This window comes from Rhizobium sullae (assembly GCF_900169785.1).
GTDB lineage: Bacteria > Pseudomonadota > Alphaproteobacteria > Rhizobiales > Rhizobiaceae > Rhizobium > Rhizobium sullae.
In genome coordinates this window covers 1-23,069 of sequence record NZ_FWER01000041.1, presented here as the reverse complement: position 1 = coordinate 23,069, position 23,069 = coordinate 1, and the positions used below count along the sequence as shown (strand labels likewise).

General features: G+C 58.3%; 13 protein-coding genes and 1 pseudogene. 2 read left to right on the top strand and 12 right to left on the bottom strand.

The window, feature by feature from the left end; all coding sequences use genetic code 11:
* Window positions 1–22: 22 nt before the first annotated feature.
* The 10 genes from BN1800_RS27850 to BN1800_RS27805 form a co-directional block, all read right to left on the bottom strand.
* Window positions 23–2,875, bottom strand: coding sequence for a tetratricopeptide repeat protein (locus tag BN1800_RS27850; RefSeq protein ID WP_087002065.1), 2,853 nt, complete (start codon window positions 2,873–2,875; stop codon window positions 23–25).
* Between the two features lie 39 nt (window positions 2,876–2,914).
* Window positions 2,915–3,580, bottom strand: coding sequence for an alginate O-acetyltransferase AlgF (locus tag BN1800_RS27845; protein WP_087002063.1), 666 nt, complete (start codon window positions 3,578–3,580; stop codon window positions 2,915–2,917).
* 17 nt (window positions 3,581–3,597) lie between these two features.
* On the bottom strand, window positions 3,598–5,013 hold the full coding sequence (locus BN1800_RS27840) for an alginate O-acetyltransferase AlgX-related protein (protein ID WP_087002061.1): 1,416 nt from the start codon (window positions 5,011–5,013) through the stop codon (window positions 3,598–3,600).
* Window positions 5,010–8,027, bottom strand: a complete 3,018-nt coding sequence (locus BN1800_RS27835) for a tetratricopeptide repeat protein (protein ID WP_087002059.1) — start codon at window positions 8,025–8,027, stop codon at window positions 5,010–5,012. Before BN1800_RS27835 ends, BN1800_RS27840 begins: the two co-directional genes overlap by 4 nt.
* 4 nt (window positions 8,028–8,031) lie before the next feature.
* Window positions 8,032–9,009, bottom strand: coding sequence for a NosD domain-containing protein (locus BN1800_RS44085; protein WP_425299072.1), 978 nt, complete (start codon window positions 9,007–9,009; stop codon window positions 8,032–8,034).
* 2,856 nt (window positions 9,010–11,865) lie between these two features.
* The gene (locus BN1800_RS27825; protein WP_087002054.1) at window positions 11,866–12,861 is read right to left on the bottom strand and encodes a hypothetical protein; all 996 of its coding nucleotides are present in this window, start codon (window positions 12,859–12,861) and stop codon (window positions 11,866–11,868) included.
* 20 nt (window positions 12,862–12,881) lie between these two features.
* Entirely contained in the window at window positions 12,882–14,372 is a 1,491-nt protein-coding gene (locus BN1800_RS27820) for a mannose-1-phosphate guanylyltransferase/mannose-6-phosphate isomerase (protein WP_179213908.1), read from the bottom strand.
* Window positions 14,373–14,419: 47 nt separating this feature from the next.
* Entirely contained in the window at window positions 14,420–15,466 is a 1,047-nt protein-coding gene (locus BN1800_RS27815) for a PilZ domain-containing protein (RefSeq protein WP_087002050.1), read from the bottom strand.
* Window positions 15,466–16,995, bottom strand: a complete 1,530-nt coding sequence (locus BN1800_RS27810) for a glycosyltransferase (RefSeq protein WP_087002048.1) — start codon at window positions 16,993–16,995, stop codon at window positions 15,466–15,468. Before BN1800_RS27810 ends, BN1800_RS27815 begins: the two co-directional genes overlap by 1 nt.
* Before the next feature lie 6 nt (window positions 16,996–17,001).
* On the bottom strand, window positions 17,002–18,318 hold the full coding sequence (locus tag BN1800_RS27805; RefSeq protein WP_087002046.1) for a nucleotide sugar dehydrogenase: 1,317 nt from the start codon (window positions 18,316–18,318) through the stop codon (window positions 17,002–17,004).
* A 914-nt stretch (window positions 18,319–19,232) separates the two neighbouring features.
* Between BN1800_RS27805 and BN1800_RS27800 the strand changes: the two genes are divergently transcribed.
* Window positions 19,233–20,327, top strand: coding sequence for an alginate lyase family protein (locus BN1800_RS27800; RefSeq protein WP_179213907.1), 1,095 nt, complete (start codon window positions 19,233–19,235; stop codon window positions 20,325–20,327).
* 39 nt (window positions 20,328–20,366) lie between these two features.
* Here the strand turns inward: BN1800_RS27800 and BN1800_RS27795 are convergent, their stop codons facing one another.
* On the bottom strand, window positions 20,367–20,720 hold the full coding sequence (locus tag BN1800_RS27795) for a hypothetical protein (protein ID WP_143534108.1): 354 nt from the start codon (window positions 20,718–20,720) through the stop codon (window positions 20,367–20,369).
* 225 nt (window positions 20,721–20,945) lie between these two features.
* Complete coding sequence (locus BN1800_RS27790) at window positions 20,946–22,709, bottom strand: polysaccharide lyase family 7 protein (RefSeq protein ID WP_087002040.1); 1,764 nt, start codon at window positions 22,707–22,709, stop codon at window positions 20,946–20,948.
* Window positions 22,710–22,991: 282 nt separating this feature from the next.
* Here BN1800_RS27790 and BN1800_RS27785 point away from each other — a divergent pair.
* A pseudogene (locus BN1800_RS27785) lies at window positions 22,992–23,069 on the top strand (NADPH-dependent FMN reductase); the annotation flags it as partial.

Sequence of the window (23,069 nt, the reverse complement as noted above, 5' to 3'; positions counted from 1 at the left end):
CACGACCGGTGCTGAATGCTCTTCATTGCCCCGTGGACAGGGCCTTGTATTTGCTGTCCCAATAGGCAGCCTTGTCGACATCGGGATCCAGTCCGACAACGCCGACCTTGTAAGCGACGGCTAACTCGCGCATAGCCTTGGAATTACCGGCGTCCGCCGACTTGGTCAGCCAGTCGACGGCCTTGGCGGTATCCTTTGCCGCGCCGTTGCCGAAGAAATAGGCTTGATAGAGGCGATACATGGCATGTGGCTCTCCGGCCTCGGCCGAAACTGTCAACCAACGAATGGCCATGGCATCGTCCCGGCTCCCTAGCTTGCCGTCGATATTGAGGCGCGCGATCTTCAGCAGATACTTGCTAGGCGCATTGATGTCCGGCCCAAGGAAAATCAGAAGCTGGTTCACTTCGGCCGGCGTCGACGCGATGCGTTCGCCGGCAATCTCGCTGATCAGCTTGTTGGCCGCATCCTTGTCGCCGGAGGCATAGAGCTTAAGCAGGTCTTCCTTGGCGTTTTCGGCGGAGGAGTCGGTCCACATACCCTGCAGATGGCCTTCGGCCAGGTCGCGCAGGACGGAGATGCGCCCAAGCGCATAGGAGCGCAGGAAGAAGCCTTCTGCCTTGCCACGGTTGTCTACGCCGTCCACCCCGTCGCGAAATGCGGCGCCGACCGCGTACAAGTCGTCGGCATCCTGATCGGACATGCTCTCGGCCACCGACAGCCAGTAGCGTGCCAGGGTCTTGGCCTGAGGATCCGGCAGGGTCGAATAGACACGAGCAACATTGACGATGGCATCGACCGAGCAAGCCTCGCCCGCGGCGGTCATTTTCGCCAGGTCCTGCAGCGCGTTCGGATCGCCGGGATCGACAAGCGAGATCCTCGCCTTCAAGTCGCCGGCATCTGCCGCCCTGCGCAGCCAGGCGCGACCGGGCGCGGCGTCCTGTGACAGGTCGGTAAGAAGGATCTTGCCGTATTCCCGCATGCCGCGCGGATCGCCCATTTCGGCAAGTTTCTTGTAGATGTCGTTGAGAGCCGCCGGCGTCGCCTGCCCGGCTCGCTGCAAGAGCTGTGCCCTCAGCATCAGGGCATCCCGGTCACCGGTCTCGGTCAGCGGATCAAGGGCGGCGATCTGGACAAGCTTGTCGCTGAGCTTGGTCATCACATCGAAGCGGTTGCTAACGATCGACAGTTGCGCCAGACGCTGCTGCTCCTTGTCCCTGAGCGACGAGACGAAGCGAAGCAGACGCTGCGCAGCTTCTGGGTTTCGCTCGAAGCTGTCGGCACCGGTCTCCCAGCGGGCAACGACATAGCCGATGGCGTCCGGACTACCCTTAAAGGCTGCCTGCTGGACGTATACGCGCCCCTTGGCGCGATCAGCCTCCTCCGCCTTGGTCAGCATGTTCAGACCTGTAACATAGATCGAATGGACCGACCCAAAGATCGCCGCCTTATGGCGCCAGTCGTTTGCCAGTTCAACCGAGATTGGGGCGCCCTGTCCGCAGGCGAACATGCCGGCGAGTTTTGCAGCACCGTCGGAATTCCCGGCCATCGCAGCTTCGCTGAAGAACTGCATGGCTTTGCTTAGGTAGTTGGGATCCTTTCGGCCCATCTGCAGATAGATTTTGCCGATCTCGTCACTGGCATCGGAGGAGCCGGCCGCGGCGGCGGCTTGCAGGACCTTCAGTGCCTTCTCGACGTCGTCTTTTGAGGCATCGCTGCTGGCAAGAAACTCGCCATACTGCACCGGCACATCTTTCGAACGGTCCGGGGCCTGCATGGCGCGCTCGAAGTAGGTTTTCGCCTTCGCGTCATCGCGGTCGCCGCCGAATTCACCCGCATAGATCCGGGCCAGCCACTCGTCTGCCGGACGAAGCCCGGCTCCGGAGGCGGCGCCTAAATATTTCACGGCCAGCTTGAGGTCCTGCGGCACCGAGATGCCGGTCGCATAAGCCTTGCCGAGGCTGAACTCGGCCGACGACATTCCTCCGTCGGCGGCCTGCTTGAGGTAAGTCATCGACTTCTGGATGTCGATCTGGTCGATCTGGTTTGAGCGGTAGAGTTCAGCCAGGTTCTGTGCCGTTTTCGGATCACCGGTTTTGGCGAAGGCTTCCAGCCACTTGAGCGCGGTTTCGACCTCTTTACTGACGAGGTTGCCGCGCAGATAGAGAAAGCCGATCTGGTTCAGGGCCGAGCAATCGCCCTGCTTGACCTGTGCCATAAGCCCGAGAAGGGCGTTGGTCACCGCACTCTTCTTCTGATCGTCAGAAGCCTGCGGGTCGAGCGTAACGATGCGGGCATATTCGATCATCCCCTGCGGGTCGGATGCCAGGGCCGACTTTTCCAGGTAGAAACGCGACTTTGTCAGATCACGAATCTCGCTTGGACCCTCCTCGCCATAGAGCTGACCGAGGACGAAAGCAGCACGGGTACTGCCCGAACCATAGGCATCGAGCAGATAAGACTCCGCCTCGCGGAGTTCATCGATGGTCGATCCGTTCTCCATCAGCACGCGTGCGAGAGGAATGAGGAAGATGTCACGCCGGGCGGGATTTTTCTCCAGGCCGGCGCGCAAGAGTTCCTCGGCCAAAGCAGGCGCCTTCTGCACCCGCTCGCTGCCCCGGCTGTATTCAACAGCAAGAGCAATGACATCCTGCGCCGGCAGCTTGATGTCGCCGATCGGACCCTTCGTCCAATCGCGATCGAGTTTCACGCGCGCCGCCCGATTGGTTACAGGCTTGCACACAGCCTTGTAATCGAGATTCGGAGGGTCGAGCGGGATTGCCGGATTGCCGGCCCGGACTGTAGTCGCAAACCCGACCGAAGCGGCCACGACCGCGACGGCAGCGACTAAAGACTGATGAAACTGAAATTTGCGCACTCTACTCGTCCCCACTCTCGTGCCCCATACGTTTCGAAATTATCGGTCGATGCCCGTCGCTGCCAGGAACCCGGCCGGACCGTTCGGCGTCTCAACGACAACGACATTCTGTCGGTCCTTGGCGGTCAGAGAAACTTTCGCCAGCTCGGTGAACTTCCTGTCCCCCTCAGAGACTTCGAGCCCGATGTCGATGACCGGCAGTTCTTTGGATGCCATGGCGGCTGGCGCAAGATTTTTGAACAGCACCTTGCTGTCGCCGTTGAGGCGCAGGGACAGGTTGGCCGGCTTTGTCGAGAAATTGTAAAAGCTCAAAGCTGACTTCGAGGGATTTTCGACCTCCTTGTCGGGAATAACCACGATGCCTTTTTGCCCGGCGCCGTCCGCGCCGACCGCCACGGTGTAGAATTTGCCGGGTTCGAGCGTGGCTTCGGTCGAGCTTGCATCGTCGGAAATCTTATAGGAGCCGTTGCCGATCAGCCGGTAATTCGACAATGCGACAGGATCGACGTCGAACTTCTGTCCCGAGAAGTCGAGGCTCACTCCGTTCTTCAGCTTCACATTGAGGAAGCGAACGAGGCTTTTGTCGGCCGGGATCGGCGCATCGTAGAGGCCGGCATCGTTTGCCAGAAGGTGCGTTGAGAAGGTGCCTGCGGAGGCTCCTCCCAAGACGAGTGCAACAAGGACTGCTTGGATTTTGCGTTTCATGATCTCATCATCACTCTTCAATTGGAGGTTGCTACATTCTGGAAAATGCGTTCTGGGTAACGGCACAGTTTCACCGAGCCCGCCGATTTTGCCGCTCCCTCGATCTTGAGGCGAACGTGGACAGGTGCATTCCGCGTCCCTCCCGGGAGCGCCCGATAAAGCTTAGCAAGTCCGCTCACGCGCGATGGGTTTTCGAAGGAAGCGTTCTTGGCGGGACCGTTGGCGTAGCTATAGGTCGACTGGAACCCGGTCAGTGCTTTGTTGGTAAACGCGTAGGCGAGGTAATGATCGGACGCCTTGCCAACCAACGTAGGCAGATCAAGATCAACCGTATCGGTCTCATCAAACGTCTTCTCGGCGAGCTTTAATTTACCGTCGCAATCACCGACAATTGCAGGAACGATCGTCTCGTCAATATAGTCCACGCTTCGCAGCACAGACTGGAGATCCGAGTACTCCCATACCAGTATTTCAGGCTTCTTAGCCAATCCATTGGCGTTCTGCGTCCAGCCGTAAATCGACTGTGTCAAACCACCGCCAGCAATCGAGAAGCCAGATACATCGTGCTTCAGGGTCTCCCGAAGGAAGCCGTTGAAGTTGAAATCCATCCGCTCATCCGTAAAAGACGTGCCGACGACATGGACGACTTCCCGGCCCGGCGTGTCACCCTCGCTCAGCAGGGCATCCAAGTTATCGACATTGCGCTTAGTCGAATAGCCGGTGACACTTTCGGTAGGGATCTTCTCTTGGCAAAGCTCATTGAGCGCTTTGCCCATATTGAAGCGTATCGGAGCGGCCTTACCAGTCAGTTCAGTCTTAAACTCAACCGTGTCAGTAATGTCCCCAGCCAAGCCACGAATCTTCTCCGCCAGAGCTTGGGCGACAACTTGCGCGCCCTCCGGAGTCCAGTGAATATCCCGCTTCAGATAATAGGCACTCCAGTCGAAATCCGGTTTGATGTCTTTGATTTTAGTAATGTCGATTGCATCAATCCCGACGTCGCGCAAAGACTGAACCATCGCTCGGAACTGCTTGGCGGAGAACGCCGGATCGTAGAACATGTCAGAAAATATGCCGCCATCGGGGATAGACTGCGCACCGGCAATGCCACGGGGCAGCATCGGAACCAAAATGAGGTGAATGCCTCGATGGCGCAGGGCGTCGCTCACGTCCTTGAATGCATCCAGTGTTTCCGCAGACAGCTCATACATGTTCTCCATGTCGCCTTCGCGGAAGAACCAGCCGCCATAACCTTGATACATTTTCACTGCCATCGAGGTCTGAGGAGACTTTTCCTCGAGCCCCTCGCACTTGTAGAGTATTTCACCGGCCGACACGGAAGCCACCGAAAGAGCCCAGGTAAGAGCTGCCATGCCGGCCATGGAAAAAACGCTCAATAAACGCGCCGTGCTGAAGGAGTTGGCTTGCATCATTTCGAAACGCCTGCACGGGCTTCCTTGACGTAGGAGTTTTTCAGGCGCCGCGCGAACTGGCTGCCCAATTCCTCGGCGTGGTCGAGCAGGGCGAAGATCTCATCCTTGTTGGCGTCCTTGTCGCGGCCATAGAGCAGAACGGCTTTGCGCAGGATCATGTCCGGAACTTCGGCCGCAACGAGCGTGTTGAGCCAACGTTCGGCCTCGGGGTTCTGGTTGGTCGGGTTCTTGATGAAATGGTAGTAGTAGAGCTGAATCATCGCGTCGGTGTTACCGAGCTCGGCAGCTTTCTCCAGCCAAGCAACGCCCTTTTGCTCGTTCTGCACGGCACCGGCACCGGCAAGATAACTCCGACCCATCTCCGTCATGGCGGTGACGGACCCGTTGAGCGCGGCCTTGATGTAATAGGCGAAGGCTCGTGATTCATAGACGCGCGAGCTCGGTCCCTTGGAATAGTTGCGCGCCAGCGCCAGCGCGCTGCGGTTAGATCCCATGAAGGCCAGATCCCGATAGAGCGCTTCGGCCCGATCGCGATCCATCTCGACATCATGGCCGAAATAATAATTAGTCGCGATGCTGTTTAGAGCTTCCTCATTGCCCAATTCAGCCGCCTGCTTCGTCAGTTGGTCGGCCTTGGTGAAGTCCTTGGGCCTGTATTGGCCGTTCAGATACTGCCGGGCAAGGAACATACGCAGATTGCCGTTGGTCGGCAGATGCGGCAGTGCGCCTTCGACGGTGTCGATCAAATAGCGGAAGCTCTCGTCGCCGACCACCTTGGGATTGACGTTGACGGCGACGCGCGTGAGTGGCCCGCCTTGTCCACGTTCGGCAAGGATGTTGCACCAGCCGACCACCTTGCGGAAGTTTAACGCTTGGCTCGACGGCCATTTCTGGCGGAGCTTGAACGCGGCGATGATCGCATTGACGTCACGCCGGTCCGCGAGTTGTGCCAGCCGCACTAGAATCGGTTCAGCAAAATCTTCGCTGAGGCCATCCTCCTGCGTTAGTTGCTGAACGAAGCCGAGTAGAGTGGCATCGTCGCCCTTGAAGGACACCACGACATCTTTCATTTGTCGATGCGCTTCAGCCGCATCCAGCTTGCCGGCCGCTCGCCTGACTTGGACCAAGAGAAAGCGGCCAGTCGGCAGTTCCAACATTTCCGGGGTGTCCAGCAGGACCTCTGCCTTGTCGAACTGCTTGAGCGCAAAATCGATCTTAGCGAGCTGCACATTGCTTTCCGGCGTCAGGATGCGCGGATCGAAATTTGCGTAGACATCAGCAAGACGTTTGAGCTTGTCGGCACTGCCGGTGGAAAGCGCGAGTCCGGCGGCATCCGGGCCGGCGGTAAAATAGCCTTGCGACAGCGCATTCAGAAGCAGAGTGAATCCGGCTTCCGAATCGGCTTCGAACTGCGGCGCCCCCTTGGCCAGCAGCATGCCATATTCCTTCATCGCCCACAGGTTATGCTGTCCGGCCAGCTCGCGGACCTCGGCATAGTAGGGCGAATAATTCAGCGTAACTTCGAGATCTTGCCGAACCAGCTTGGCAAGCGCCTCGCGCAGCTTGAGCTGCATCTCGGGCGAATCCGCATACTGCTGTTTCAATCCCTCGTAGATCGAATGGGCCCTGGCGGGCTCTGCCTTGACCAGCCGCCCCTCGCGAAAGATATCACCGAGGATGAGGCCTACCGAAAGGTCACCCGCGTCATAGGCGCTCGACAGTTCGGCGACGAGCTGCTCCGGCGAAATGGGCATCGCCACCGATGTCGCATAGTAGCCGGCCTTCTCGGCGCTGACGACTATGCGAGCCAGACGACCGATGACCGACGATTTTCCGCCCTTCCAGATGTCCAGGTAGATCGGCAGGGCGTATTTTGCGATCAGGCTGTCCGACAGGTTAATGCGGGCGAAGCGGTCTGCTACGACGAGACGCTCCTGTCCTGCCTCGGCGGCACCGTCCACCATGCGGTCCATAGCAGCGGTGGCGCGGGCCAGATCTTTCTCGACATAGATGCCCTGGTAATAGAGCTTGGCGATCAGGTAATTGGCTCGGTAGCTTCTGGCCTCTTCGAGCATCGATACGGCCCACTTGGAATCGGCCTCGTCGAAGCCGTAGACGTTCTCATCAACTAAATCGAGCGCGATAAGCTCGGCTGCGCGGCTCGAGCCGCCGTCGACGAGCTCCCACATCAGATGACGCAGTTCGTCCTTGCCGAGGATGGAAAACAGCACATCCCGGTTCTTCTCGATGATCGCGACGGCACTATCGTTGCCGTAACCGGCGGCCAGTGCCAGCAATGACTTGAGCACATCGGGGTGCTGTTGTGCATCGAAGGAGGAGGCATAGCGTCCGGCGAGGCGGATAACCGCGCTGTCGCTGTCGAGTGCCGATAAGTTGGCCATCAGCACGAGCTGGCTGCGTAGCGTATCGGCTTCGGGGGAGTTCTGACGATTAAGGAGCAGAAGCAGCTCGAACGCCGCATCGAGCGAGCCCTTTGACATCTTGTCGCGTAGGGCCGCTTCGCCGTCCGTGGCAAGATCCTGTGCCTGTGCATCGGCGCCGGGCGGAGCCTGGGTAGCAGGTTCGGCAGGATGCAACGCGGCGCGCAGAGCTTGCGCTTCGCCTTCGTTTGCCGCACCGCCCTTGCGGACCAGCAGTTCGGCCAGCCCCGCCGTCACCTTGGCATTGATCTTAGCATCACCGGCCGCCAATAGATTGCGATAGACGGCGATGGCCGCGTCGATGTCGGCAACCCTCACGGGGTTGTGATCGTTGGCGATCCTGCCGCGCGCCAGCAGTCGGGCATAGGCCAGGAGCGCGCTCGCCTCCGTCGCCGTGCTGTAGTCGGCGAGTATCTTCTGCTCGGCCTGATAGGCCCTCTTCGCCTCGGCCGCCAACTGTCGCGGCATTTCAGACGCCGTCGTAGCCGGCGCCACGCCAAGGAACACCACCGAACACGCCAATGCGTTGAGCAGCGTCACGGAGAGGTGCGATTTTCTCGTTGCGAGAATCATCCTCTCACTCCCCTTGTTGCGCGTTGAACGCAGCCGATTGCGGCGAGCCCACAGTGTTGATGCAATAATTGGTCGAGGCCCCGTCGGCGCGGAATTCCGGTTGCAGGGACTGCGCAATGATGATGCCGTTCTGCGTCAGCGCGCACTGCTTCTTCACCGGAATGCGCGGCACGCAGACCGACCGCACCAGCACACCCGTCTTCATATTGCGGGTGACGACGTCGAGCCCGAGTGGCTTGAGATCACCCGAAACGTAGCGAGGCAGCTGGTCGATGAACTTGTTGCGGTAGAACATCGCCTCGGACGCACCGCGGGTCATCAGACCGACGCGGTTATTCTCAAGGATGTTGTCACGGGCAACCATCGTCGCGATCGGATAATACGGGTCCTCGACGAAATCGCGGAACTCACTCTGCTCTGCAACCTCGAGGTTGTCGATATACGCTTCGATGCCGGCCGCCTTATTCTGGCGGATCTGGTTGCCCTCCACATGGACGTCCCAGGAATTGCGCACCTTCACGCCGGATCGGCCATTGCCGTAGAACATGTTGCTGTCGACGAGAGCGCAGGGACTTTCCATCGCGGCGAACCCGTCGCCTTCGTTGCGGCTGGCATCGTTGGCATAGACGATTGTGCCGTAGCTTTGGCGGTCGAGCATGATGCCGGACCCGTGGTTCTCGAACGAGAGGTTGCCGAGGATGAAGCTGTCATCGACCTCGCGCGAAATGATGATGCCGTGTTTCTTCTGCGTCCCATAGGCCGTGTTGTAAGCCATCATCAGGTTCTTCGACCGGTCGTGCGGGTCGAGGCCATAGATCACGCCGTTGACCAGTTCGTTGCCGACGAAGACGATGTCCTTCGCCTCGAACGCGTAGAAACCGTAATAGAGGTTCTCGAATGAGTTGTTGATGAAATAGCCGGTTGGCGCAGGCGCCTGGACCTTTCGGGCGACTGCGTCGGTCGAACCGGAGGACAGCGACATGCCGTAGGTGCGGCCGCCGGCGTAGCCCAGCGCGACGAAGTGGGAATCCGCGGCAAGGGTCTCGCTGCCGCTCCAGCTAAGGATGAAGGGACGGAAGAAGATACCCTTCTCGTGGTCGTAGACATAGCTTGGCTGATCCGTCGTCACATCCACCGATGAGACAGTCACGCCATCGAAATAGATCTTGCCGCTGTTGACGATGAAGGCGCCGGCCTTGGTATTGAGCTTCAGCGACTTGATCTCTTGGCCACTGACGACCAGCGACGCGCCGTCGTTCACAGCAAGCGGCACGTTCAGGGTAACCTCGTTGCCGTCCAGCGAAATGGCATCCGGATCGGTCGCCCGCACCTGGGCGATGAGCTCGCTCATAGTCAGCACCCCACGCGTGACGAAGATGATGCGTGGAACGGTCGATTCAGAATTGAGGTAGAGATATTCCCGGACACCGAGGTTGATGATCTCGTCGAAATGTTCGGATGAGAAGCGGATCAGGCGGGTGGCGCGCGTCTCGCCGCGCTTGGAAATGTCGGCAAGCGCTTCGTTCGCCTCCCGCAGCGGCGGCACCGGAATCCTCGAGGTGACCGACTCGCGCCCGAGCAGCAGGTTGGGCATGAAGGGCCGGCCGGCCGTCGGCAGACTGTTTTCCTTCGGCGAGTACAGGACAATGCGCCCATCGCTGATGGTTGAGGCTCCCCCGACGTCGAGCGTATCGGGCTCTGACTTTGCCGGCGCGGTAGCGCTATTCAGCCAGCCCTTGTCGTCAAGCACGCCGGCGCGAGCCTCGGCCAAGCGGCGGAATTCGCCGACGCGTGCCTTGTAGTCGGAAACGGTCTTCAAGCGGGTGGTTGCCACGTCGATATTGCTGAAGATGGCGTCCGCCTCCTCGACCGCGACCTTGTCGGCATCGGCGACAGCTGCAAGCGGAGCCACGGACTGGCCCCTCGCAGCCAGATAACGCGCATAACGCGACAGCGCCTCGCCCCGCAGCTTGGGGAGTTCAGTCCCCTGACCTATGGACGCAGCAAGCAGCGTGTGCCCCTCGCCCGAAGTCGACGGCAACAGGTCGCCGATAGCGGCGACGAAGTCGGCACCTCGGCCCTCAGTACCACGGAAGCCGGCAAAGCCTGTTACGCCGAGCGCAACCGCCTGCCTAAGATCGACATCGGCTCTGCCGCGGACGAATTCGGTAAGCAGTTCCCGACGACTGGCATATTGCCAGAGCCGCGCCGCCGCCTGCGACAGCAAGGCGATGTCGCCGGCGTTCGATGAGTCGATCTTGGCGAGCACCGCTGCATCCGGGACTTCTCCATTGATCAGACTTGCAGCCACCTGCAGAGCCTTTGTCGCAGCCGGACCGGTTGCAATGATCTCCGCTCCGACCGGTTGATCGACGGGAAGAGAAAAGACCGCCCGGACGTCGGCACGCAGTGCGGTGATTTGCGAGATCTTCGCGTCACCCGTTATGTCCTGTCCCAGCGCCCGGATGAAAGCGGGGTCACGAAGGATCTCAATGTCGCGGAACAACGCCACAGCTTGCCCGTCTGTCAATTGCAGCTGTTTCGACTTGGTGGCACTGGCGACGAGTTCCACCAGGGCCTTCACGTAGTTGTCGTAACCAGCCCCGGAGAAGCTGTGAATGAGCGCGAGATAGCTATCGATAGCCACGGCCGGCGGTAGTGCCAAATTGACCACCCTGTCGTAGCCCACCAGCGGTCGCTTTTCCCGGATGTCGGCCATGACCGCATCCGAAACCAGCCGATTGCGCGCCGCCTCATCCTTTTCTGCCAAAATCAGGAGCTCGAAGGCACGCGTATCGAGGCTGAGCCGCGCCTGTTTGCGAAGCGTCGCGATATCATCTCCAGCCTTGACGCCATGGGCAACTTCCACGGCATCGACCCATGCCGACAGGATCAGGTTGCCAGAACCGGCACTGTCACGGGCATGCCGGATGACGTCGACGTCGATCTGATCGAATACAAGCTGGGCGAGTTCGACCTTTTCGGCGCGCGGCGACATGCGCAACAGATCAGTTAGCACGCGGAAGACAGCCGGGTCGGCCACCGCGCCCGCATTCGCGCTGGCGAGCTTCACCAGCTCCTGCCGATCAGCTGCGGAGGTCAGACCATTGAAATAGAGCGGCAGGAAATCGACATAAATGTCCAGTGCAAGTTCATTCAGCTTCGACTGCGCCAGCCGCTTGGCAAGATCGAGGCTGAGGTTGGCTACCTCGATCCCGGACATGTAGTCGAGAATAAGCGTATAGCNCAGCCGCTTGGCAAGATCGAGGCTGAGGTTGGCTACCTCGATCCCGGACATGTAGTCGAGAATAAGCGTATAGCGCACCTTGAACGAATCCGGATCCGTCGTCGACAACGACCTGTCGGAGCTGGCAATGAGAGTTTTCAATGCGCTGACACCGGCATCGCGCGCCGATAGCCCTTGCGCGTTCATCTGGTTGTTCAGCTCGGCGGCCACGACGGCCAGCCGGCCGTGCACATCTACGCCGGCGATCTGGGTGGCATGGTCGAGACTCTCGATGCGGGCTACTTCCCTGAATATCTCGAAATAGGCGTCGAAACTGCGTGACTTCTCGTCGTCGCGCAGGGCCCGCCAGCGCGTCAGCGCGAGCTGCGCCCCATATTTCAGGCTGTCCTCGGTGATTTCGCGCTCAGTCGGAGCGAGCTGGTCCAACTGCGGGCTCTGCTCGCCGACCGTCAATTCCTGCGCGTGGACAGCACGGAGGCTCATGCCCGTTGGTAAAACTGATAGGAGCGTTGCCAGGGCGGTCAGGCCGACAAGGCCCTTGACCACAAGCGTTGCAATCAGTGTCAAAGAGGTGCGCATGCCATTCGATCCTTACGACAGCAGCGAGAAGACGGTCTTCAGCCACTGCGGCGACATCACCGAGGGCCTCCATACCGACCGTTGGAATTTCACGATCACCGGTTCGTCGACAGGAATGTCAACGCCGTCCGGGATCCTGAGTTTAATTTCCGCTAGGGCCTTGCCGTCCTCGTCAGTTAAGACTTTGGTGCTGTTCACATAGTTGCTTGCATCGATCGGAACCGACACTGTGCGCCCGGATTTGGGGAACTCGATCCAGGCCTCTGCCGCGTTCAGGGCAGTAACGGCATCAGTCAACCTGACATAGGCCGCAACATAAGGCCTTGCGCCGTCGTCTGCGAGGCGCACGACCGGCGCGCCCTTGCGCACATAGTCCTGTTGCGCAACAGCCTGAGCACTGATGTCGCCACCATTGCTGGCCTCAAGAAACTTCGGGTAATCCTGTGAGGTCTTCAGTGCAGCAAAGAATTCCCCCTTCGCTACCTTGCCGGCATCCTTCACATAGACGACCTGGCCCGCGGTATGGGCATCGAGCTCCACTCCCGGTACGGCCACATAGGCCATCTGCGAGGTAGCGTTCACACTGCGTTGCGACACCAGCTGGAAGATCAGTCCGATCAATACAAGTGCGACCACGCCAAGACCGGCCAGCTTGGCGGATCCACCAAGGCCTGTGGAAACACGGCGAACATCCGGCGGTACGCTGTCGGCGAATTGATCGGCAAAGGACGGATTGCGCCCGTCATACCAGTTGAGCACGCTGACCAGCCTGCGATATTGGTCGCGTCCACCCGCGACAACGAGGTTAATCCCGTTGCCGGACCGCTCCGCCCGAACAAGAACATCTCCCCTCCAGGCCCCTTCGTTCTTGACCATGGCAACGCGCGCAACACCGCGATAACCCATGAGTTCCTGCACCAGCGGAACGATGAGACCGCCGGAACTCAGGTCGAGCATGGGAAACGTGCGGCCAGAAATTTCCACCGTTATATCCGCAGGCGCGTTCATATCGTTTATATCCCTCGTGCTCAGCCCAGACGGACCTTGGGTGCTTCGACCTCGGCCACCTGGGGGAACCAGTCATCGATCTTCCAGTTGAGATCAGGGTCCTTTCGGACATACGTGAACTCGGACAGTCCTGAAGCGTTGCGGATCGTCACCACCTGCCCCCTGCTGAAGGAAACCGGATTACCGGAGACGAAGGGTGTGAAGTGCCCGTCCACGCCGTACTCGGCACGCTGATCACCATGCAGGAACCATGTCTCGCGCTCGGCACCGGAGACCATGTAGGTGACGGAGTTCCTGCCTTGGAAACTCACTGCGCAGACCTGGCTGTCACCGTAGCTGCGGTCGATCCTGACCGCTCCCCAGCTTTTCACCGCACTACGGGTGAAGCTGACCTCTGGAGCGTCCATCTTCTTCAGCGAGTTGACGATTTCCTTCACCCGCTGCGCTTGCGCCTTAGGCAGCACGACGACAGCATCCTCGCAGTCAATGACCATGATGTCATCGATATGACTGAGAACGACGCGACGGCCAGACTGTGCATGCACGAGGCAATTACGCGACTGCGAGACGAAACTGTCACCACGCAGCACATTGCCGTTCTCGTCCTTATCGCTGATATCCCAGAGGGCCGACAGCGACCCGATGTCCGCCCAGCCAATGTCGTCACAGGGCACAACCGCGACATTGGCGCTCTTTTCCAGGACCGCCGTGTCGATCGGAATGTCGAGCGGGCAACGAGCGAAGTGCTCCTCGGCGGGCATCAGCAGCATATGGCTGCCGAGGTCACGGCTCGTGCCGCCGGCGATCGAGGCCGCAACGGCTTCATAGACTGCCGGAGCGTGCCGCTTGAGTTCCTCGACCAGCGCCGATGCGCGGAAGAGGAAGATGCCCGCGTTCCAGAGGTATCCCATCTCGACGAACTGCTTGGCTCGCTCCAGGTCCGGCTTCTCGAGGAAGCCCCCGGGTTGGTTGACCAGCGCGCCAACCTCCTCGCCGTCCACAACATAGGGATCGCCGGGACGGATATAGCCAAAGCCGGTTTCTGGTTCGGTCGGCACGATACCGAAGGTGACGATCTTTGAACTCTCGGCTAGCGGCACCGCCTTCTTGACAGCCTCCAGGAAGAGGTCCGAATCGTCGATGACATGATCCGCCGGCATGGCCAGTATAAGCCCATCCGCGTCGTCCTGACTGGCGGCAACCGCAACGGCCGCAAGCGCCGCGGCTGTACCGCGCTGGAACGGCTCCAGAACGATGCCGGCGAGTTCCTGCTCCATCTGCCGCGCCTGGGCGTTGACCATATCGATGAAGGCACGGCTGGTCAGCAGCCAGGGCGCCGAAAACATCGCGTCGTTGACGCGTGCCAGTGTGTTCTGGAACAGGCTGCGGTCGTCGACTAGTCGCAGGAACTGCTTCGGCATATTACTGCGCGACAACGGCCAAAGCCGCGTGCCGCTTCCGCCGATCATGATCGCTGGCGTTATTTTTACAGACTTTGTCGGTATGCTCATTGTCATGCCTCCGGCCTCATCAGCGCAATGGATCTCAATCGTGCAATTTAGTGCCACGGCGCCGTGTCGAAGGTCGCTAGCACCGGCTGGCCGACCATGGACGGGTCCAAGCTGCGACCGGGCTGCACCTGAATTTCAAGCTGTGTGGTGGTGTATTCGGTCACCTTCGGAATGGAGACGATCTCGACCTTCTTCGCCTTGACGCCGTCGAGATAGCTGAGCGAGATCTGCGGTTTCTCGGCGATGTTGGCGAGACGACGGAACGGCACGCGAACCGACACGTAGAGGGGCGCATCCTGGCGGACGAGCGAGAGCATCCGGCCGCCCGCGCGGCCATAAGTCGAGCCCGGATGGTCGACCGACAAGACATAGCAGTCGCAGGCAGACAGAACCTCCACAATCGACTTGCCGTCAGCGGCCGGCGCATCGAGGACAATCGTCGCTAGACGGTCTCCCTGCTTCACCTTCTGCGGCAGAGCGGCAAATTCGACCACCCCATCGCGTGGCTGATAGACCGTAACCGTCTCCGCAGCGATGCTCGCCGAAACAGCCTCGAAGGTGAACAGCCTCTTATAGACGATACTGGAGAGGAAGGAGAAAGCGGCCAAGCCGATGACAACGAATATCAAAAGCCCGAATATACGCCCTGCAAGACCGTTCCCGGTCGACGACGCCGTCACACCGACCACCGCAGCCTTAGCATCTTCTTTTTCTGCCATCTGATGTCCCAATACGTAAACTTTCGAACCGCTTTGAACGACCCTCCCGGCGAGATAGAGGTCGGCGAAATGCGCCAAAGGCGCTGTTGTCTCCGCAGGGTCGAGAATTTGTAGGCCGGCGCGCCGCTCGTCTGCATCCACCCAGACAATGCGCGTATTAAGAGCCAGCTCGAGACAGGAGCCCTCGGTTTCTAAGAGCAGGGTCACGGCGAGGTAGTCGCCTGGAGCCTGCGTGAGCGCGACCGCGGCGAGCCCGAGACCGGTCACCGACCAGTCGCATACCTCGATGCGTTTTCCGTCGATTAGCGCCGCCAGCGGCAATTTGAAGCGCGGGAACTCCCGTTCGCGACGCTTGGGCACGGCAACCGCAGTCATCAGAACACCCTATCTGTGATTTTCGGCAAGCGTTCCGGTGCTTCGTCCGTGAAATAGCTACCGAGATTTGCGAGGAAGACGAGAACCGAGACGAAAACCAGCACGGCAACGGAATTGACAAGCCGGGACGACCATAACTTGAAAGCCGCGTCGAACTGAGAATCGGTCCGCTTGAAGGCAGTCTTCTGGCGCGTCCACTTCTGCCGGTCGAGCCGGAAGAAGATCAGCACCTTCACCGCCGAGCCGAAGATCTGATTGAAGTAGAGTAGCGGAATATAGATCAGATTGATCGATGGACGCACAGTCAGGAAGGTCAGCGCCAGGATGTATCGCGAGACAATGACCCAGAGGACATAGAAGGCGGCCGTCCATGGTGTGATCATCGCGGTCCCGAGAAGGGCAAGCGTGATGCCCGACAGGCTGGTCCACATCGACATGCGCTGATCGAGAATAGACCACCAAGTAAACGCGCCGATTTTGATCGGCCCAAGATTAAGGGCGCGAGCATTTGTGCGCAGCATGTTTCCGAACCAGCGGGTCATTAGCACATAGGCGGAGCTGATGAAGCTCGGGCTTGGCGGCTGCTCGATAGTCTCCACCTGAACGTCCGGCACGTAATACATGTTGTAGCCGTTCTTCAGCAGCCAGAACCAGCTCGACTTGTCGTCGCCGGTGAGCATGCGGATTCGGCCCAGGCGCCAATGGTCGATATAGTCGTTTTGAACATGATCAATGAAACCCGGATCACAAGCGAGCCGCGCGCGGAACATTGACATGCGTCCTGTCAGCGTCAGTACGCGCTCTGCAAGACCATGCGACGACATCAGAATCTGCCGCTGTGCAAAGCGCATCGAATACCACTGCTTGAAGATTTCGGCGCCCTCGACGGTGCACACCTCATCCGTGGTAAGCGCGCCCAGATTCGGATTGATCAGGAACATGCAGGCACAGCGCTCTACGAGATCGGGCGGCACAATGCTGTCGCCGTCGATCACCGAGACCGTGTCGTCGCCAGCCGGATTGAGCGCCGCGATGGCACGGAAACCGGCAGCGAGGGCATCGCGCTTGCCCGTCCCGGGAATGCGGACGATTTCCAGCCGGAACGGCGGGCTATCGCCATACATCACTTCGGCAAGGCGACGAATGAGGCGCTCGTCACCGATCTCGACAATCGAGCAAACAATCGTTGCGCCGGCAGGCGCATTGGCTGCCGCGATGAAAGCGCCGCGATAAACCTTGGTGGTGGTCGGGGCATCGATCCTGAAGCTCGTGATCAGAAAGTAGGCATGCCCCAACCCTTGCGCCTTTGCTGCCGCTTCGGCCATCCGACGCATCCCTGGAAAGCGGACCAGCCGGAACCAGAGGCTGCGCAGCAGATGAAGCAATCCCCAAGACCATCGCCACAGCCCGATGACGCCGACCACTAATGCGGCGTCGCGGGCCTTCTCGTCGAATGCCTGCTGCGGCAGCAGCGCTGCACACACAGCCAGCAGTAGGACGAAAACGATATGCTTGAGGATACCCAACATGACCGTTTACCAGACGAGACCTTCGTAATGCACGCCGGACGGCATATCGACGGGAATACGGACGAGGTCGATGACCTTGACGCCTTCCCGCGCTTTCTTCAGCGCATCCTTAGTGCCTTGGCCGTTGATGCCGACCACGATTGCCTCGCTCTCCGACACGACTTCGTCGGGCGACGAACGCATGAAACTTGCCAGGTGCGAGATGTAGTTCCGGCCGCCATGATCGTTGACCGAGACGTTGGAGTCATAGATCGACAACTCGTAACCCTTACCCATCAAGCGTTCGGCCAAAAGCACAAGCGGGCTCTCACGCAGGTCGTCCGTGTCCGACTTGAAGGTCAGGCCGAGAAGGCCGATTTTCTTGGCCCCGGAGCGGTTGACGAGGCGGAAGGCGCGCTCGAGTTGGTATTGGTTCGCCTCGACAGTGGCGTCGAGGACCGGCGTCGACACGTTCTGCATCTTGCCGAAATGGCGTAGCGCCCGAAGATCCTTCGGAAGGCAGGAGCCGCCATAGGCGAAGCCGGGCTTCATATAGGCGCGGGAAATATTGAGTCGCGTGTCGGCGCAGACAACATCCATAACGACGTGGCTGTCGATGCCGACGGATTTGCAGAGATTGCCGATTTCGTTGGCGAAGGAAATCTTTACCGCATGCCAGCAGTTGTTGGTGTACTTGACGATTTCGGCGCTGCGGATCGGGATGACATGCGGCTTTACTTCGACCGAGGCGCAAAGGTCGTGTAGGGCCTGAATGGTTTTCTCATCGCCTTCGTACTGGCCAAAGACGATCGCACCTGGGCTGTAGTAGTCGGCGATTGCCGTACCTTCGCGCAGAAATTCCGGGTAGTATGCCAGGCCGAAGTCCACTCCGACCGTCTTGCCGGAGGCGCCTTCAAGGGCCGGGATGACCACCTCCTCGACCGTGCCTGGAAGGATCGTCGAGCGCATAACGACCATGTGGAAATCGCTCTTGTTGCGCAATGCACCACCGATCTGCTCGCAGACCAGCTTAACATAGCTCGTGTCCAGCGAACCGTCTTCACGGCTCGGCGTACCCGGGCAGCAGAACGAGATATCGGTCTCGTTGATCGCGGCGATATAGTCGCTGGTTGCAGTCAAAAGGCCGTTCTCGGCGCCCGTTTCGATCAGGTCAGGCAGACCCGGCTCGAAGATTGGAGAGCGACCTTCGGAGATGCACTTGACTTTGTATTGGTCCGGATCGACCGCGACTACTTTGAAGCCGTCTTTTGCAAGACAACCGGCTGATACAGCTCCAACATAGCCCGCGCCAAAAATACTTACGCGCCAATTTTTCTTGCCCATAAGCTGCACCTTTCCCGCAATGTTTGTTCAAAAAAGAATAGAAATGCCGCTTTTCTTACCGCCACATAAAATTCAAATAAATCTATATGTTGCGTCTGCGAATAGCACCCCTCTCAATTTCGCAATACAGCATCTGTTTATGACGTCAACATAACGAATCTCAGTTTTCAACATGCCAGGCCGGTAATATTTGCATCAAAATTGTGCAGACTCGTTTCGAGCCAATATTACGTGTAGTAATACATACGCGTGACATGCAGACTAAGATTTTGTTAACAATATCAACATATTAGAATATGATTAAAAGATGCGCAGAGGGCGCTTACTTTTTGTGCGCCGCAGCATTAACCAAAGCTTGATTTCGGTTGGTTTTTTTCAACTGAGGCAACTGCGCAACGCTCGGGCATCTGCGCCAACTGAAAAACGAATCAGCAGCTGACGCACGCTCTGCGCAAGAGCTCGCAACGGGGCGCAATGCTAAGTAGATCTTCGTCGCAATGCCGCGTGCCTGCCTCAAGATAGGGGTCGTCGAACGCATGGTGCCAATCCGTAAGCACAGTCAGCTTGGACAGCCAACGCTTCGCAGCCGGATAGCACATCGTCGCTCGTATTGACGATGAGCGCTCTCAAAGGATGACACATAGACCAACTAAATATGCAGAAGCGTCCCGTAATTAACTTTCACTTAAACCATTCCATAAATTGCCGTCATCAAAGTTAACTTCCAGTATACAAAATAAAAAATCGATTGTTTAAAGTTTTATACGTCAAAAACACGAAATATTGCTTTGTATTTCCTATTGTCTTCCCGAAGACGGGAGATAAATATGAGAATAAAAGCATTCCAAATCGGGACTATTATTGCACTCAACATATTCTCCCCAAACATCTGCGGCGCTCAGGAAGCGGCAACTGTGCCCGAAACGGTCACGATCCAATCGCCAAGCACCTCAAAGAGACAAACGGGTCTATTCTCAGATTTGCGTGGCCGTGTTTTCGGCACTTCTGACCAACAGGATGCCGCCACGTCAGTTGACAGCGCAACAGCGACAGCGGCTAGCACTGTCGACAAGGACTATACGATCCAAACGGGCAGTATTTCGTCCCTTTCCGCCGGCAACGGCGTCGGGACAGCCGGTGCGGAACCAGAGCAAGTTCCTCTTTGCGTCAGCATCCCTGCGCCACCCGCAACGCTGCAGACACAATCGAAATACAAGGCTGACGACAGTTCAAAATCCTCGATCGACGACGACGCCTTGCAAGCGCGCGATAGGACCGTGCAGCCAATCCGCAACTCTATTCGCCTGCTGACCAACATTGCCTATGCCGGATCGAACAGTTCGCTAGTGACCCAGGCGCGGGCAGAATGCGTGCTGCATAATGTTGATCGGTGGGCGTCTGCGAAGGCGTTGACCGACATGCGCACTGTTGACGCCTATCTTAGCCGCGACCGTTGGGTGGCCGAAATCGCACTTGCGGTTCGCTCGGCCAGCAAACGTGTGGAGCTCTCCAGTGAGCGCAAGGCGCTTTACTCGACATGGTTCAGCACACTTGCCCGCGATACCATGGACGCTTATTCGCTTCGCCTTGGCCCGAAGTCGAAGACAAATAATCACCGTTACTGGGCGGGTCTGTCGGTCGCTGCCGTGGGCTTTCTTCTCGATAGTGGTGATTTCAAGACATGGGGCAAAACGAGTTTCGAGATCGGCGCTTGCCAGGTAGATGATCGCGGTTTCCTGCCGGCGGAGCTGGCCCGCGGCGAGAAAGCCCTTGACTACCATGTCTATGCGTTGCGCCCACTCGCTGCCATCATCAAGCTCGCCTCGGACAACGGCGAGCCGCTTCAGTCAAAGTGCCTCGATAGGTTCAAACGTCTCACCGCGATGACGCGCGAGGCCCTACTGGATCCCACGGAATTCGAGCGTGTCGCCGGTCAGCGCCAATCGATAATCTCCTCGGAAACCAGCTACTCTGCAGCGTTGAAGCTCGACGCACTTCCGCTCCTATGAGACAGTCCGAAAGCGTTGCAAACGGTCGGGAAACTGACATCAGTTGCGCGTTGGCGAAGCCGGCAGTTTGATCTGTGCTGCTTCGCGCCATCTTTTCTGATCTATAATGGAAGTGCTTGTCGCGGCATTGCTGCCTAGCAGTAGCGCGCTGTAGATGGCCTGTTTCATGCCGTCGGCGCCGAGCTTGGCGAATTGAACCATGTCCATACCAAGTGCCGCACTCACCTCATCGATATGTCTTGGCGCTGCGAGATTTTCAATATCTACAAGCGCCGCCTTCAAAATTGCTCTTTGCTGAAAGTTCACAGGATCCTCCCATCCTTTTCCTAAGCTGATTTTCCCCCAAAAGCCCATTAAGGCGAAGTGTGGATGCCCATTCTTCAATTGTGACACGAATTGAAAGATCCTACAACTTCTTATATTATAAAATGGTAATATCCAATTTACGAATACAAAGCCGTGACTTGCGCGTGGGGAAGTACAAGCGGGTGGCCAAAATAGAAAGACGCTCAATGGCTGTAGATATGTCCTCGTCGGTTAAATCAATATGTGACCTCTTTTTGGGCTTGCCCCTAACTTAGACCTCTCACTTCGTGCAGTGCGACCACCTATTGTTCGTCAGAAGATAAAGTCACTGCTTTGAAGCTGAACGACGCCATCGACGTGGATCGAAAAGTCCGCAGTCCCATCCCCATTGATATCGCCGTAGATATAGGTCTCGGACCCTGTATTGACGTAGCGCAACTCGCCGACTTTCTCTGAGAATGCTCCAGTCCCGATGAAATCGAAGGCTTGACCGCCATTGACGGCGGTGTTCGCATCGATCACGCTGAGATTGATTATATCGCCTTCAGCCTGAGAAAACTGGTAGATGTCGTCGCGACCGATGGAGGTTAACGTCGACGGATCGAGCCAAGTGAAGACGAAGGTGTCGGCGCCTGTCCCGCCGTAGAGATTGTCAGCGCCTTCGTCGGCATAAAGTCGGTCGTCGCCGGCTCCTCCGTAGAGCGTGTCGTCGCCGTCGCCGCCCACCAGCTTGTCCGATCCTGCGTCGCCGTAAAGCCTATCACTATCGCTGTAGCCGTAGAGCGTATCATTGCCAACTCCCCCGACCAACCTGTCAGCGCCGCCCTGGCCCACGAGCATGTCGTCACCGTCTTGGCCATAAAGCCGGTCGGCGCCTTCGCCGCCATAGAGCCGATCGTTATCCCCGCCGCCACTGAGGATATCGTCGCCCTCACCTGCAACGATCGTGTCGGCACCGGCGTCACCGCTCAGGTCATCGATACCTGCCCCACCGTAGACGATATCGTCTCCGTCGCCGCCGGTGATCGTATTCGCGCCGGCTTCGCCCTTGAGTGTGTCGTTGCCGGCACCGCCATCGATTGTGTCGTTACCGGCACCGCCGTAGACGATATCATCGCCCGCCCCTGCGGAAAGCACATCGGCGCCGTCCTGTCCCTGGAGCTTGTCAGCGCCAGAGCCACCCACAATCCTGTCGTCGCCAGCGCCGGCGCGAACTACGTCATCGCCACCATAGCTGTAGATGACGTCAGCAAGCTCACCGCCTGTAAGCACATCATTGCCGATCGTACCGGTTGAATCTGCCGAATAGTCGCTCGTGCCGTCATCGGCTGTCACGGTGCTCACCAGGCCGCCCAACCCGTCTCCTGTTTCGTGAGAAAAATCAAACCCATAAAATGATACCTGGCCAGCGCCGGTACTGTTCGTTTCATTGTTTCCCAGATAGGCACCCGCCTTGAAGTAGAACTGTTCGCCGTCCCAGACAGAACTGACCGTTGTGACCGACTTGTAAGTGTACCCGTCGGCATAGACGATGACCGTCAGCGTATCGCCCTGGACGTCAATCTTGTAGGAGAACTGCTCCCCAAGGGAAACTTGCGGCGTGTCGCCGTCCGCATTGGTGAGCTCGAATTTCAAAGAATCGTTGCCGTCTCCGCCCTTGTCGCTCTTGAAATAGACCTCTCCATTGTCCCAATAGAGCCTGACCAGCTCCTCTTCCGAACCATGAATCTGGCCGACGACGATACGCCCATCCGCACCATCCATCGTTTGCGGCGCCTCATCGACCTTCAAGGTCGCGGTCATAGTGCCTCCCTCATCTACGCTCCAGGAGGCTAACGAGTGACCATCCATCTCGCGCAGCTCCGACCTCGCGCAGGTTGTACCCTTGGTCAAGGCGCCGTCAGTGATCGCGCGAAACACCATCGCCCCATCGTCGGCTGTATAAAAATAGGACGAATGTTCGAAACCCGTGAGATCTAGAACTTCCAAAGCCGTACCAACGGTTCCACCGTCCTCGTCGATCGGCAGGCAGAGTTTCCAGCTCACTAAATCGAAGTTATCGGAATTTGTCGCCACTAACTCGTCCTCAAAGGGGGGATAATATCTCGTCTCATCAGGAACTTGGGTCTATGCGGCCATCGAGACTGTTCGTCGAAGACGCTAACAAACTCTGAGAGCGCTTCGGTACGAATGATCTCCGACGAAAGAGCTGAAACCGCTCCATCAATCGTTTTGCTTGCCCTACTATGCAGGAAGAATTGCTACGGGAACGTAAAGGTCACCGCGAGGGCCTAACATTGCAAACGCCCATGCCGAGCATAGCGGTGCCTTGTATGGCCGGAGGCGCAAAAGCCCCAATCAATCGCGGCCGTCGACGCCGTGCTGTTCGTCACGCCCGAATACAATCGATCCATACCCGGCGGGCTGAAAAACGCA

What these genes read in the sequence shown, in the direction of transcription:
- BN1800_RS27820 (WP_179213908.1), bottom strand. Translation starts at nt 14,372, where the DNA reads ATGAGCATACCGACAAAGTCTGTAAAAATAACGCCAGCGATCATGATC.
- BN1800_RS44085 (WP_425299072.1), bottom strand. Translation starts at nt 9,009, where the DNA reads ATGTCGCTGTCCTCCGGTTCGACCGACGCAGTCGCCCGAAAGGTCCAG.
- BN1800_RS27805 (WP_087002046.1), bottom strand. Translation starts at nt 18,318, where the DNA reads ATGGGCAAGAAAAATTGGCGCGTAAGTATTTTTGGCGCGGGCTATGTT.
- BN1800_RS27845 (WP_087002063.1), bottom strand. Translation starts at nt 3,580, where the DNA reads ATGAAACGCAAAATCCAAGCAGTCCTTGTTGCACTCGTCTTGGGAGGA.
- BN1800_RS27835 (WP_087002059.1), bottom strand. Translation starts at nt 8,027, where the DNA reads ATGATTCTCGCAACGAGAAAATCGCACCTCTCCGTGACGCTGCTCAAC.
- BN1800_RS27840 (WP_087002061.1), bottom strand. Translation starts at nt 5,013, where the DNA reads ATGATGCAAGCCAACTCCTTCAGCACGGCGCGTTTATTGAGCGTTTTT.
- BN1800_RS27815 (WP_087002050.1), bottom strand. Translation starts at nt 15,466, where the DNA reads ATGACTGCGGTTGCCGTGCCCAAGCGTCGCGAACGGGAGTTCCCGCGC.
- BN1800_RS27810 (WP_087002048.1), bottom strand. Translation starts at nt 16,995, where the DNA reads ATGTTGGGTATCCTCAAGCATATCGTTTTCGTCCTACTGCTGGCTGTG.
- BN1800_RS27825 (WP_087002054.1), bottom strand. Translation starts at nt 12,861, where the DNA reads ATGAACGCGCCTGCGGATATAACGGTGGAAATTTCTGGCCGCACGTTT.